Below are 12081 nucleotides of genomic sequence, written 5' to 3' on the forward strand. Positions count from 1 at the left end.
ACCCGCGCACGGTGCAGGTGCTGGTCGCGCTCGCCGCCGCGCATCCGGACCCGGCCCTGGCCAAGGCCGTACGCCGGGCCGCCTTCCAGGTGCACACCGGGGGATGAGCGCGGGGAGGGGAACTCAGGCGCCGATCTCGGGCGCGTACGTACCGAAGCTCCAGATGTTCCCCTCGGCGTCCCGGGCCAGGTAGTCCCGGGAGCCGTAGTCCTGGTCCGTCGGGGGCATCAGGATCTCCACCCCGTGCGCCACGGCCCGCTCGTGGTGGGCGTCCACGTCGTCCACCACGACGTACACCCCGGCGGGCCCCGCGTTCCTCATCGCCGTGTCGAAGAGGCCGCCGCGGCCCTTGGAGCCGATCATCACCGCGCCGCTGCCCTGGACCAGCTCGGCGTGCATCACCCGGCCGTCCTCCGTCTCGTACACCGACAGCTCGGTGAAACCGAGGCCCTCGGTGAGCTGCCTGATGGCCGCCTGCGCGTCCGCGTACAGCAGCGTGGGATAGATGCTCGGCCGTGCGCCGCCACCCGTGCCTGCCATGCCGACCACTCCTTCGCGCATCGGTTCGCCCCGCTTCCCGAGTCTGGCAGCCACCACCGGCAACGCACGGGCGCACCGCGCCGCGCCACCACTGCGCCGCCCCGACCACACCCCCCACCGCCCGCCCCGACCACACCCCCCCCGCCGCCGCGCCCCGACCACGCCCCCCCCGCCGCCGCGCCCCGACCACGCCCCCCGCCGCCGCGCCCCGCCGCCGGCCGCCTCCGAACGGGCGACTTCCCGGGCCGGCCCGCCAAGCCGCTCCACCCGCCCGGCCGACGGTGACTACGCTCGGCCGCCTGATCCGGGACGGTGGCCTACCGAAGGGGGCGAGGTGGAACACCCACCACACGCCTCCCGCCCACGCCGCACCGCCCCGGCGCCGGACCCCGATCCGTCACCCCCGGCCTCGGCCCCGGCTCCCGCCGCGACCACCCCCGGGGCGGGTCCCCGCCGGGTGGCCGTCGCCCTGCTCCTGGCCGTCCTGGTCGCCGGGCTCCTCGGTGCGGCTCACCGGCTGCGGCCCGCGCCCTACGGTGACCGGATCCTCCACGGGCGGGAACCGGACGCGGACCCGCGGGGTGCCGCCGTGGCCGTGCACGGCAGCCGTACCGGTGCGCCCCCGTGGCGCTACGCGCGCGCGGGGCACCGTCCCGTCGCCGTGCTGCACGCGCGCGCGGAGGTGATCGCGCTGTGGGACGACGGGCTGCTCACCGCCACCGACGGCCGCTCCGTGCGCTGGCACCGGGCCCTGCCCGACGCGGCCGAGTGGCTCCCGGCCCAGGGCGGCGCCGGCGTCCTGCGTCCCCTCGGCCGCGGCATCCTCGCGGTCGTCACGCCGCCCCGCGTCACCGCGTACCGCACGGCCGACGGCGACCTGCGCTGGGTGCTGCCCGCCCGCAGGGGCTGCGCGTTCCGGCCCGAGGGCGCCGTACGGCGCGGCACGGCCCTGCTGATCGCGCAGCCGTGCGCCGACGACGCCTGGACCGGGCAGCTCGTTGCCCTGGACGACCTGGGCCGGATCGCCCCGGGCCGCACCCCGCTGAGCAACGATCTCCCCGGCCCGCGCCCGGGACGCCTGGAGGCAGAAAAACCGCTTGCACGCCCCCGTTAGACTGGTTCCCATGGCCATTCTCCTCGCGCATTAGACGGCGGGAACGTCCTCACGCCGCCCACCCGCCAACCCCTGTACGCCCTGGAGTCTGTCCTTGATCTCCGCCTCCGGTATCGAGCTGCGCGCCGGTGCGCGCGTCCTCATCGAGAACGCCAGCTTCCGTGTCGCCAAGGGCGACCGCATCGGCCTCGTCGGCCGCAACGGCGCCGGCAAGACCACGCTCACCAAGTGCCTGGCCGGCGAGGGCATCCCGGCCGCCGGCCAGATCACCCGCTCCGGCGAGGTCGGCTACCTGCCGCAGGACCCCCGCACGGGCGACCTCGACGTCCTCGCCCGCGACCGCATCCTCTCCGCCCGCGGCCTCGACGTACTGATCCGCAAGATGCGCGAGAACGAGCAGCGCATCGCCGGCGGCAAGGGCTCCACCCGCGAGAAGGCCCTGAAGCAGTACGAGCGCCAGGAGACGGAGTTCCTCACCAAGGGCGGGTACGCCGCCGAGGCCGAGGCCGCCACCATCGCCGCCGCCCTGAACCTGCCCGACCGGGTGCTCGGCCAGCCGCTGCACACCCTCTCCGGCGGTCAGCGCCGCCGTATCGAGCTGGCCCGCATCCTCTTCTCCGACGCGGACACCCTGCTCCTCGACGAGCCGACCAACCACCTCGACGCCGACTCGGTCATCTGGCTGCGGGACTACCTGAAGACCTACCGCGGCGGCTTCATCGTGATCTCCCACGACGTCGACCTCGTGGAGACCGTCGTCAACAAGGTGTTCTACCTGGACGCGAACCGGTCCACGATCGACATCTACAACATGGGCTGGAAGCTCTACCAGCAGCAGCGCGAGGCCGACGAGAAGCGCCGCAAGCGGGAGCGCGCCAACGCCGAGAAGAAGGCCGCCGCGCTCAACGCCCAGGCCGACAAGATGCGCGCGAAGGCCACCAAGACGGTCGCCGCGCAGAACATGGCCCGGCGTGCCGAGAAGCTGCTCTCCGGCCTCGAGGACGTCCGGATGTCCGACAAGGTCGCCAAGCTCCGCTTCCCGGAGCCCGCGCCCTGCGGCAAGACCCCGCTGACGGCCGAGGGCCTGTCGAAGTCGTACGGCTCGCTGGAGATCTTCACCGACGTCGACCTCGCCATCGACAAGGGCTCCCGGGTCGTCATCCTCGGCCTCAACGGCGCCGGCAAGACCACCCTGCTGCGTCTGCTCGCGGGTGTGGAGACGCCGGACACCGGCCAGGTCGTCCCCGGTCACGGCCTCAAGCTCGGCTACTACGCGCAGGAGCACGAGACCCTGGACGCCGACCGCACGGTCCTGGAGAACATGCGCTCGGCCGCCCCCGACATGGATCTGGTCGAGGTCCGCAAGGTGCTCGGCTCGTTCCTGTTCTCCGGCGACGACGTCGACAAGCCGGCCGGTGTCCTCTCCGGCGGTGAGAAGACCCGGCTCGCCCTCGCCACGCTCGTCGTCTCCTCGGCGAACGTGCTGCTCCTGGACGAGCCGACCAACAACCTGGACCCGGCGAGCCGCGAGGAGATCCTCGGCGCCCTGCGCACCTACAAGGGCGCGGTCGTCCTCGTCACCCACGACGAGGGTGCCGTCGAGGCGCTCCAGCCGGAGCGGATCATCCTGCTGCCGGACGGTGTCGAGGACCTGTGGGGCGCCGACTACGCGGACCTCGTCGCCCTGGCCTGAGGGAAAAGCCTGATCCACCGCGTCTGGATCATTCGGCCCATCCGTGATCCATCATCTGTGTGAGATCGCCTCGTATCGGGGTGTGTCGTACACGGATTTTCCGGCCGATCCCCGTACTGCCAAGGGATCGGCCGGTCTGCGTCCCTGACCTGGTACTTCGCGAATCCACCCGTTCGGGCCCAAGCTCCCCATCCAGCGGAATGTCGTATTCCGCTTGTGTGGACGCACTCCTGTCGTCACAACGATGTCTCACGGACCTTGCCGAATGGGTGGCCATCACGCCCAAGAGGGGTGATCATGAGGAGACCAGAGCGCACTTCCCATGAGGAGGCACGGGTGGCCGAGACTCTGAAGAAGGGCAGCCGGGTGACCGGCGCCGCGCGCGACAAGCTCGCGGCAGACCTGAAGAAGAAGTACGACTCCGGTGCGAGCATCCGGGCGCTGGCCGAGGAGACCGGCCGCTCGTATGGCTTCGTACACCGGATGCTCAGCGAGTCGGGCGTCACGCTGCGTGGGCGTGGCGGAGCGACCCGGGGTAAGAAGGCCGCTTCGTCCTGACGCCGGGCGGCCCATCGGCTTCGATGGTGGCCACCCGGTCGGCAGACCGACCGGCCGGGTGGTTACTGTGCAGTCACTTAGCTCTGCTCAGCTGACCGCACTCATCGGAGGCGCCCCATGGCTTCGCCCGACCAGGATCTCGCTGCCGTACTCGACAAGGACGGCGTACGGCTCACCGTCGACGACGCGCTCGCCACGGTGACGCTGACCAACCCGGCCAAGCGCAACGCGCAGAGCCCCGCCCTGTGGCGGGCGCTCGCGGAGGCCGGGCGGCTGCTGCCGGGTTCCGTCCGCGTCGTCGTGCTGCGCGGTGAGGGCAAGTCCTTCTCCGCCGGGCTGGACCGTCAGATGTTCACCCCGGAGGGGATTCCGGGCGAGCCGACCTTCATCGACCTCGCGCGCCGTGACGACGCCGGGATCGACGCGACCATCGCCGAGTACCAGGAGGCGTTCACCTGGTGGCGGCGGAACGACATCGTGTCCATCGCCGCCGTGCAGGGCCATGCCATCGGAGCCGGGTTCCAGCTCGCGCTCGGCTGCGACCTGCGGGTCGTCGCCGACGACGTGCAGTTCGCCATGCGCGAGACCAGCCTCGGCCTCGTCCCCGACCTGACCGGCACGCACCCGCTGGTCGGTCTCGTCGGATACGCCCGCGCGCTGGAGATCTGCGTGACCGGGCGGTTCGTCGGGGCCGCCGAGGCGGTGTCGAGCGGACTGGCCAGCCTCGCGGTGCCCGCGGCGGAACTCGACGCGGCCGCGCGGGACCTGGCCGCCGCGGTGCTCGCCGCCCCGCGGGACGCCGTGGTGGAGACCAAGGCGCTGCTGCGCGGCGCCGCGGACCGCACGTACGAGGAGCAGCGCGTGGCCGAACGGGCCGCACAGGCCCGCCGCCTGCGGGACCTGGCCGGCGTCGGCGAGTGAACCCCCCGCCGTCCTGGGGGACGTCTCGCCGATCATCCCGGGCTCCCGGCGTCTGGTCGCTGATCCGGCCTGATCGACGAGACACCCCCTAGCCGACCGCCGTGACCAGCACGGCCACCGTCGGCCGGTCCCGCAGCGCGTCGCTCACGGCCGCGCGGACCTGCCGGGCCACGTCCACGGCCCGGCGGTCCGCGCCCGTCATCAGCTCCACCCGGACGTGACGGCGCGGCAGCGCGCCCTCGGACGCCCGCTCCTCGATGTGCACCGCCCGGCCGAGCCCGCCCAGCACACCGGTCAGCCGGATCACCCCGGGGACGGCGAGGGCCGCCGCGGCCACCGCACTCTCGTCCGGGTCCTCCTGCTCCCGGGCGGCCGGCGGCTGCGGGGCAGTCAGCGCCGTCGCGGCCCGCTCCGCCGCCTCCAGCAGGTCCGTCACCCGCAGGTCGACGTCGGTCACCGCGAGACCGAGGTCCTCCGCCGCCGTCGCCAGGGTCAGCCGCAGCCGGGACGCCGCCGCGGGCAGCGGCTCGGCGGCCGACACCGCGCAGTCCGCCGTCACCCGCAAGGGACCCGGTGGCAAGGCGCTCGGCGGAGCCGGTACGACCGGCTCCCGCGCCTCCTCCGGATCGGCCAGGGTGATCCGCAACGCGTCCAGCCGCACCCCCGGCGCGCCGTCGGCCGCCGCGCGCCCCAGTACCGCGCCGGCCGCCGCCTCCGCGATCCACGCACCGTCGCGCGGCCCGCCGAGCGGCAGCAGCCTGCCCAGTCCCACCTGATGCCGCACCATCCGAGTCCACAGGTCCGCCGTCATTCCACCAGCCTGCCGTATCAAGGGCGCACAGTCGGGCAACCGCGCTTACCGTGGTCGAAGGGGGACGCCGAGCGGTACGACGACCGAAGGGACGTACGGCGATGACCGACACGACCATCACCCCCGAAGGCGACCACGAACCGCAGGTTTCCACCCGCAAGCCCACCCGGCGCGGGGGCGGTGACCCGGCCACCCGAGGCCGCACCACCATCGCCGACGGCGTCGTGGAGAAGATCGCCGGGCTCGCCGCCCGTGACGTGGTCGGTGTCCACGCCATGGGCGGAGGCCTGGCCCGCACCTTCGGCGCCGTGCGCGACCGGGTGCCGGGCGGCGGCAAGTCCGTCTCCCGCGGTGTGAAGGCCGAGGTCGGAGAGGTGCAGACCGCGCTCGACCTGGAGATCGTGGTCGACTACGGCGTGTCGATCGCCGACGTCGCCCGCGCCGTACGGGAGAACGTGATCGCCGCCGTGGAACGCATGACCAGCCTCGAGGTGGTCGAGGTCAACATCGCGGTCAGCGACGTCAAACTGCCCGAGGAGGAGGAAGAGGAACAGGAGCCCCGGATCCAGTGACCCGCATCCGGTGACCTGGGTCCTCCGTCCGGTCCAGCGGGACCTGACGGGCACCGGTCACCCCGGGGACGCACCGTCAACCGCACGCCCGACGAGCTGAGGAGTGCTGCATGAGCATGGCCGTGGTCGGCATGATCGCCGGAATGGCACTGGGTTTCGCCGGGTACTTCGGCGGTTTCGGCGCCTTCCTGCTGGTGGCGGCGCTGGGAGCCGTCGGTTTCGTCGCGGGCCGGTTCGCCGACGGCGACCTCGAACTCGGTGACTTCTTCCGTACCCGCGGCGACCGGCAGCGGTGACCTCCGGTGACCGTCGAGACCGGCACGCCGCGCCCCGCGCCGGCCCTCGTGCCGCCCGCCGAGCGCGGCGCCACCCGCATCGCCGACCGGGTGGTGGCCAAGATCGCCGCGCAGGCCGCCCGGGAGGCACTCGCCCCGCTGCCCGGCGCCGCCGCCGCGCCGCACGCCACGGTCGTCACCGGCCGGCAGACGGCCCGGGTCAGCGTCGACGTCGAACTGGGATACCCGTGCGACATCGGCGCCCGCTGTGCCGCCGTCCGCCGCCGTGTCACCGAGCGCGTGGGCGCGCTGACGGCCATGGCCGTGCCGGAGGTCGCCGTCCGCGTCGAACGGCTGCACCCGGCCGCGGGCCAGGGGAGGACGTCATGAGCCAGGCGCCCACCACGACCGCCGCCCGGCCGCCCGGCACCACGACCGCCGCCGCCACGGGCAGCGGCCGCTTCTGGTCGCCGCGCCGGGTCCCCGCCCTCGTCGTGGCCGTCCTGCTCCTGGCGGGCGCGGGCCTGCTGCTCTACGACATCGCCGCCGTCCGCGCGCACCGCCCCGCGATGCGCTGGCGCCGCGCCCTCGCCGGGCAACTGGCCGAACGGCCGCTGGACGACCCCTGGGTACTGGCCGGCGCCGGCCTCGCCGCCGCCCTCGGCCTGTGGCTGATCGCCCTCGCGGTCACCCCCGGCCTGCGCGCCCTGCTGCCGATGCGGCGCCCGCACCCCGAGGTCCGCGCCGCACTCCGGCGCGACGCGGCGGCACTCGTCCTGCGCGACCGCGCCATGGAGGTGTCCGGCGTCCGCGCGGTACGCGTGCGGGTGCGGCGCCGGACGGCCGGCGTGCGCGTGCTCGCGCACTTCCGTGAGTCGGACGACGTACGCGCCGACGTGCGCACCGTGCTCGCCGAGGCGATCCGGGACCTCGGCCTGACCCGCCCGCCCGCCCTCTCCGTGCGGGTGTCCCGGCCCGGACGGAAGTGGTGAGCGCCATGCGCACCGGTCTCCAGCGCTTCCTGCTGGCCCTCACCGGCCTGCTCCTGCTGGTGCTCGGGGGCGCCGTCCTGGCCGTCGGCCTGGGCGTACGGCCCCCCTCCTGGTGGCTGCACACCGGGCCGCACGACGTCCTGCTCACCCGGGCCGAACGCACCCGCTGGCGCGACGCCGGCTGGTGGTGGCCGGCGGTCATCGCCGCCCTCGCCCTCCTGGTCCTGCTCGCCCTGTGGTGGCTGACGGCGGCCCTGCGCCGCCGCCGGCCGGCCGAGATCCCGGTCGACACCGGCGACGGCGCGGGCGCGCGGCTGCGGGGCAGGGCCCTGGAGAGCGCCCTGACGGCCGAGACGGCCGCCCAGCCGGGCGTGGCCGACGCCCGCGTCCGCCTGGCGGGCCGCCGAACGGCCCCGAAGGTCCGGGCCCGGATCCGGCTGGAGCCGAGCGCTGCTCCCGAGGAGGTCCTGGCCGCCTTCACCGCCGGGACCCTGACCCACGCCCGCGAGTCGGCGGGCCTGGCCTCCCTCCCGGCGGAGGTCCGGCTGACGGAGGTCGGCCACGCGGCACGGAGGGTGACCTGACGGCCGTCCGGCCGCAACCGGTGTGCTCCGGCCGACGCGTCGCGACGGGCTCCCGGCCGGAACCGGCGTGCTCCGGCCGACGTGTCGCGACGGGCTCCCGGCCGGAACCGGTGTGCTCCGGCCGACGTGACCCGACGGGCTCCCGGCCGGAACCGGCGGAGGTACCGACGGCCACCGTGGAACCGGCGCAGGACGCCCCGGTTAGAACCCGTGCCGCATGCCGCCGTCGACGGGCAGCATGACGCCGGTCAGGTAGGACGCGGCCGGGGACAGCAGGAACGCCGCCGCCTTCCCGAACTCCTCCGGCGTCCCGTACCGCCGCAGCGGGATCCGGGACTCGTTCGCGGCCCGGGTGGCCTCCGGGTCCGCGGACAGGCCGTCCAGCTCGCGCACGCGATCCGTGTCGATCCGCGACGGCAGCAGTCCCACCACGCGGATGCCGCGCGGGCCCAGCTCGTCGGCGATCGACTTGGCGAACCCGGCCAGCCCCGGCCGCAGGCCGTTGGAGACGGTCAGCCCCGGGATCGGCTCGTACACCGACGCGGACAGCACGAACCCGATGACCCCGCCCGGCTCCAGCCGGTCCGCCGCCGCGCGGGCGAGCCGTACGGCGCCGAGGAACACCGACTCGAACGCGTCCCTCCACTGCTCGTCGGTGTTGTCGGCGACGAACCCCGGCGCCGGCCCGCCCACGCTCACCAGCACCCCGTGGAAGCCGCCGAAGTGCTCACGGGCGGCGGCGATCAGCCGCTCGGGAGCCCCCGCGTCCGCGTTGTCCACGGCCACCCCGACCGCGTTCGGGCCCAGTTCGGCCGCGGCGTCGGCGACCCGCTTCCCGTCCCGGCCGGTGATCACGACCTTCGCCCCGTCGGCGACGAGTTCCCGCGCGGTGGCGTTGCCCAGTCCCCGGGTGGCTCCGGTGACGACGTACACCCGGTCCTTCAGTCCAAGATCCATGCCCCTATCCTGCCCGGTCCTCCCCGAACAGCGTGAGGGCGGTGTTCACCAGGCCGATGTGACTGAACGCCTGGGGGAAGTTGCCCAGCTGGCAGCCTTTCGCGGGGTCGTACTCCTCGGCCAGCAGACCCACGTCGTTGCACAGGCCCACCAGCCGCTCGAACAGCTCCCGCGCCTCCTTCGTCCGGCCGGTCAGGTGCAGCGCGTCGGCCAGCCAGAAGGAGCAGGCCAGGAAGGCGCCCTCGCCGCCGGGCAGCCCGTCGACCAGCGAGTCGTCGGTGTCGTAACGGCGCAGGAAGCCGCCGTGGCCGAGGTCGTCGCGGATCGCGTCGACCGTGCCGACCACCCGCGGGTCGTCCGGCGGCAGGAACCCGACGCGCGGGATCAGCAGCAGCGCCGCGTCGAGTTCGCGGGAGCCGTAGTACTGGGTGAAGGTGTTGCGCTCGCGGTCGAACCCCTTCTCGCACACCTCCCGGTGGACCTCCTCGCGCAACCTGCGCCAGCCCGCCAGGTCCCCGCGCAGCTCCCGGTGCGTCTCCAGCGTCCGCACGGCCCGGTCGGCGGCCACCCACACCATCACCTTCGAGTGCACGAAGTGGCGCCGGCCGCCGCGCACCTCCCACAGGCCCTCGTCCGGCTGCCGCCACTCGGCCGCCAGGAAGTCCATCAGCGAGCGCTGGATGGCCCACATGTGCGGCTTGGTCGGCAGGCCGGAGGCACGGGCCAGCGACAGCGAGTCCATCACCTCGCCGTACACGTCCAGCTGGAGCTGGTCGACGGCGCCGTTGCCGATGCGCACGGGCGAGGAGGCGACGAAGCCGGGCAGCCAGGGCAGCTCGGTCTCCGGCAGCCGCCGCTCGCCCGCGACGCCGTACATGATCTGGAGGTCGGCCGGGTCCCCGGCCACCGCGCGCAGCAGCCAGTTCCGCCAGGCCTCGGCCTCCTCCTGGTAGCCCGCGGCGAGCAGCGCGCCGAGGGTCAGGGTGGAGTCGCGCAGCCAGCAGTACCGGTAGTCCCAGTTGCGCACCCCGCCCGGCTGCTCGGGCAGCGAGGTGGTCGCCGCGGCGACGATGCCGCCGGTCGGGGCGTAGGTGAGGGCCTTGAGGGTGATGAGCGAGCGGACCACCGCGTCCCGGTACGGGCCGTCGTACCGGCACCGGCGGGCCCAGCGGCGCCAGTCGGTGACGCTGCTCTCCAGCGCCTCGTACGGGTCCACGAGCGGCGGCCGCCGCTCGTGCGAGGGGTGCCAGGTGAGGACGAACGCGACCCGCTCGCCCTCCGCCAGGGTGAACTCCGAGTGGGTGCCGAAGTCCTCGCCCCAGGTGCGCACGGCCGGCTCGGTGCGCAGCCAGACGGAGTCCGGGCCGCCGACGGCCACCCGGTGCCCGTCGGAGCGGCGCATCCACGGTGTGATCGAGCCGTAGTCGAAGCGCAGGCGCAGGGTGCTGCGGACGGTCACCCGGCCGCTGACGCCCTCCACGATCCGTACGACGTCGGGGGCGCGGTCGCGCTGCGGCATCAGGTCGGTGACGCGCACCGCGCCGTCGGCGGTCTCCCACTCGGTGTCCAGGACGAGGGTGTCGGACCGGTAGGCGCGGCGGGTGCAGGTGTCCGCCCCGGCGGGCGCGATCCGCCAGTGGCCGTGGTCCTCGTCGCCCAGCAGGCGGGCGAAGCAGGCCCCGGAGTCGAAGCGCGGCAGGCACAGCCAGTCGATCGAGCCGTCCTTGCCGATCAGGGCCGCGGTCTGCTCGTCTCCGATGACGGCGTAGTCCTCGATGCGCGCGTTCACGGGATGCGGTTTCCCGTCGGACCAGGGGGCCAATCAGGTGGTGCGCCGGGGGAGTGACACGCCTCGCGGGGATCGCGGTGCGAAGTGGTACGCCTGCGCGGGGACCGAGGAGCGGAGCGGGCGCTCAGACCGCGGCCGGTTCGTTCTCCTCGGGCCGCGGCTCGGCCGGGGCCTCCGCCCGGTCGCGGACCTCGCGCCGGACCAGGAACCACCAGCCGACCGGAACGGCCGCGGCGAACAGCCACCACTGGATCATGTACGCGTAGTTCAGCGGGGCGTCCTCGCTGCCCGGGTCGGAGAGCTGCTGCGGGGAGCCGCCCTTGGCCCGGGGCGCCGTCTGCTGGATGTAACCGCCGAGCACCTCGGCGTCGAGCCGGCGTGCCTCCTCGGCGCTGTTGATCAGCATGATCTGCCGGTCGGGCAGGTCCTTGAGGTTCTTGATGCCGCTCGCCGCGGTCGTCTCGTCGGCCATCAGCCGCCCGGTGACGGTGAGCCGGCCGGCCGGCGGGGCGGGGACCTTCGGGTACGCGGTCTGTGTGCTGTTCGCCGGGACCCAGCCGCGGTTGACGAGCAGCACCTTGCCGTCGTCCAGCACGAACGGGGTGAGGACGTGGAAGCCGACCCGGTCGTCGGCGTTGGTCCGGCGCCGGACCACGACCTCCGCGGCGGTGTCGAAGGTGCCGGTCGCGGTGACCGTGCGGTACTTCTCGGCACGGGTCACGGCGTGTCCGGGCGAGGTCAGCTCCTCGACCGGGACCGGCTTGGCGTGCAGCGCGGCGGAGACCAGGTCGTTGCGGGCCGTCCGCTGCTCGTACCGGTGCTGCTGCCAGAAACCCAGCTCGATCATCGTCGGGATCAGCGCGATCGCGACGAGCGTGAGGATCACCCACTGGCGGGACAACAGGAAGCGGTAGCGGTGCACCCCACGACGGTACCTCCGGGCCGTGGGGTGCTGTGCCGTGGGGTGCCCCGCGGTGGGGTGCCCCGCCGTGGGGGCCCCTGGGGCGGGCGCCGGGGGTCACACCCGGTCGACGATCCCGGTCCTCCCCTCCTGGCGGGCGCAGTGCGCGCCGCAGTACCAGTGCCCCTCCACCTCCACGCCCTGGCCGATGATCTGCACCCGGCAGTGCTCGCAGATCGGGGCCATGCGGTGGATCGCACAGGAGAAGCAGTCGAAGACGTGCACCGCGCCCTGCGCGTGCACCTCGAACGTCATTCCATAGTCATTGCCGCACACTTCGCATGTCGCCATGGGCCACAGGGTGGGCCGTGGCC

The 12081-nt window shown here is 74.1% G+C and carries 15 protein-coding genes; 9 read left to right on the forward strand and 6 right to left on the reverse strand.

Annotated elements, in window-relative coordinates; translation table 11 throughout:
* Positions 1–123 precede the first annotated feature (123 nt).
* The gene (locus ABZ576_RS32260) at positions 124–540 is read right to left on the reverse strand and encodes a VOC family protein (RefSeq protein WP_360748951.1); all 417 of its coding nucleotides are present in this window, start codon (positions 538–540) and stop codon (positions 124–126) included.
* Positions 541–874: 334 nt separating this feature from the next.
* On the opposite strand from ABZ576_RS32260, the gene ABZ576_RS32265 reads away from it, so the two are divergent.
* The 4 genes from ABZ576_RS32265 to ABZ576_RS32280 all read left to right on the forward strand — a co-directional run bounded on the left by ABZ576_RS32265 (position 875) and on the right by ABZ576_RS32280 (position 4826).
* On the forward strand, positions 875–1654 hold the full coding sequence (locus ABZ576_RS32265; protein WP_360748954.1) for a hypothetical protein: 780 nt from the start codon (positions 875–877) through the stop codon (positions 1652–1654).
* 94 nt (positions 1655–1748) lie between these two features.
* A complete protein-coding gene (locus tag ABZ576_RS32270; RefSeq protein WP_360748957.1) occupies positions 1749–3347 on the forward strand; it encodes an ABC-F family ATP-binding cassette domain-containing protein in 1599 nt (532 codons plus the stop codon).
* 336 nt (positions 3348–3683) lie between these two features.
* Positions 3684–3905: a helix-turn-helix domain-containing protein gene (locus tag ABZ576_RS32275; RefSeq protein ID WP_004002281.1), complete on the forward strand. Its 222-nt coding sequence runs from the start codon at positions 3684–3686 to the stop codon at positions 3903–3905.
* Positions 3906–4022: 117 nt separating this feature from the next.
* The gene (locus ABZ576_RS32280; protein WP_360748960.1) at positions 4023–4826 is read left to right on the forward strand and encodes an enoyl-CoA hydratase/isomerase family protein; all 804 of its coding nucleotides are present in this window, start codon (positions 4023–4025) and stop codon (positions 4824–4826) included.
* 88 nt (positions 4827–4914) lie between these two features.
* Here ABZ576_RS32280 and ABZ576_RS32285 read toward each other — a convergent pair whose 3' ends face one another.
* Positions 4915–5637 carry a nucleopolyhedrovirus P10 family protein gene (locus ABZ576_RS32285; protein ID WP_360748963.1) on the reverse strand — a complete coding sequence of 241 codons (723 nt, stop codon included), beginning with the start codon at positions 5635–5637 and terminating at the stop codon, positions 4915–4917.
* A gap of 101 nt (positions 5638–5738) precedes the next feature.
* On the opposite strand from ABZ576_RS32285, the gene ABZ576_RS32290 reads away from it, so the two are divergent.
* The 5 genes from ABZ576_RS32290 to amaP all read left to right on the forward strand — a co-directional run bounded on the left by ABZ576_RS32290 (position 5739) and on the right by amaP (position 8060).
* Positions 5739–6209 (forward strand): Asp23/Gls24 family envelope stress response protein, encoded by a 471-nt coding sequence (locus ABZ576_RS32290; RefSeq protein ID WP_360748965.1) that lies wholly within the window; start codon positions 5739–5741, stop codon positions 6207–6209.
* A gap of 110 nt (positions 6210–6319) precedes the next feature.
* Positions 6320–6505, forward strand: coding sequence for a hypothetical protein (locus tag ABZ576_RS32295; protein WP_360748968.1), 186 nt, complete (start codon positions 6320–6322; stop codon positions 6503–6505).
* Positions 6506–6511: 6 nt separating this feature from the next.
* Positions 6512–6874: a hypothetical protein gene (locus tag ABZ576_RS32300; RefSeq protein ID WP_360748971.1), complete on the forward strand. Its 363-nt coding sequence runs from the start codon at positions 6512–6514 to the stop codon at positions 6872–6874.
* Positions 6871–7476, forward strand: coding sequence for a DUF6286 domain-containing protein (locus ABZ576_RS32305; RefSeq protein WP_360748974.1), 606 nt, complete (start codon positions 6871–6873; stop codon positions 7474–7476). Before ABZ576_RS32300 ends, ABZ576_RS32305 begins: the two co-directional genes overlap by 4 nt.
* Before the next feature lie 5 nt (positions 7477–7481).
* The gene (amaP, locus tag ABZ576_RS32310; RefSeq protein WP_360748977.1) at positions 7482–8060 is read left to right on the forward strand and encodes an alkaline shock response membrane anchor protein AmaP; all 579 of its coding nucleotides are present in this window, start codon (positions 7482–7484) and stop codon (positions 8058–8060) included.
* A gap of 201 nt (positions 8061–8261) precedes the next feature.
* On the opposite strand, the gene ABZ576_RS32315 is transcribed toward amaP, so the two are convergent.
* The 4 genes from ABZ576_RS32315 to ABZ576_RS32330 form a co-directional block, all read right to left on the reverse strand.
* Positions 8262–9017 (reverse strand): SDR family oxidoreductase, encoded by a 756-nt coding sequence (locus ABZ576_RS32315; RefSeq protein WP_360748980.1) that lies wholly within the window; start codon positions 9015–9017, stop codon positions 8262–8264.
* A 4-nt stretch (positions 9018–9021) separates the two neighbouring features.
* Complete coding sequence (locus ABZ576_RS32320; protein WP_360748982.1) at positions 9022–10806, reverse strand: glycoside hydrolase family 15 protein; 1785 nt, start codon at positions 10804–10806, stop codon at positions 9022–9024.
* Positions 10807–10930: 124 nt separating this feature from the next.
* The gene (locus tag ABZ576_RS32325; RefSeq protein ID WP_360748985.1) at positions 10931–11728 is read right to left on the reverse strand and encodes an SURF1 family protein; all 798 of its coding nucleotides are present in this window, start codon (positions 11726–11728) and stop codon (positions 10931–10933) included.
* Between the two features lie 96 nt (positions 11729–11824).
* Positions 11825–12058, reverse strand: coding sequence for a hypothetical protein (locus ABZ576_RS32330; protein ID WP_059248576.1), 234 nt, complete (start codon positions 12056–12058; stop codon positions 11825–11827).
* Between the last annotated feature and the right edge of the window lie 23 nt (positions 12059–12081).

The organism is Streptomyces sp. NPDC013455 (assembly GCF_040632975.1).
In the GTDB taxonomy this organism is placed as follows: Bacteria; Actinomycetota; Actinomycetes; order Streptomycetales; family Streptomycetaceae; genus Streptomyces.

Coding starts and splice junctions, on each gene's coding strand:
- amaP (WP_360748977.1), top strand. CDS start 7,482: ATGCGCACCGGTCTCCAGCGCTTCCTGCTGGCCCTCACCGGCCTGCTC.
- ABZ576_RS32305 (WP_360748974.1), top strand. CDS start 6,871: ATGAGCCAGGCGCCCACCACGACCGCCGCCCGGCCGCCCGGCACCACG.
- ABZ576_RS32315 (WP_360748980.1), bottom strand. CDS start 9,017: ATGGATCTTGGACTGAAGGACCGGGTGTACGTCGTCACCGGAGCCACC.
- ABZ576_RS32280 (WP_360748960.1), top strand. CDS start 4,023: ATGGCTTCGCCCGACCAGGATCTCGCTGCCGTACTCGACAAGGACGGC.
- ABZ576_RS32285 (WP_360748963.1), bottom strand. CDS start 5,637: ATGACGGCGGACCTGTGGACTCGGATGGTGCGGCATCAGGTGGGACTG.
- ABZ576_RS32330 (WP_059248576.1), bottom strand. CDS start 12,058: ATGGCGACATGCGAAGTGTGCGGCAATGACTATGGAATGACGTTCGAG.
- ABZ576_RS32295 (WP_360748968.1), top strand. CDS start 6,320: ATGAGCATGGCCGTGGTCGGCATGATCGCCGGAATGGCACTGGGTTTC.
- ABZ576_RS32260 (WP_360748951.1), bottom strand. CDS start 540: ATGGCAGGCACGGGTGGCGGCGCACGGCCGAGCATCTATCCCACGCTG.
- ABZ576_RS32290 (WP_360748965.1), top strand. CDS start 5,739: ATGACCGACACGACCATCACCCCCGAAGGCGACCACGAACCGCAGGTT.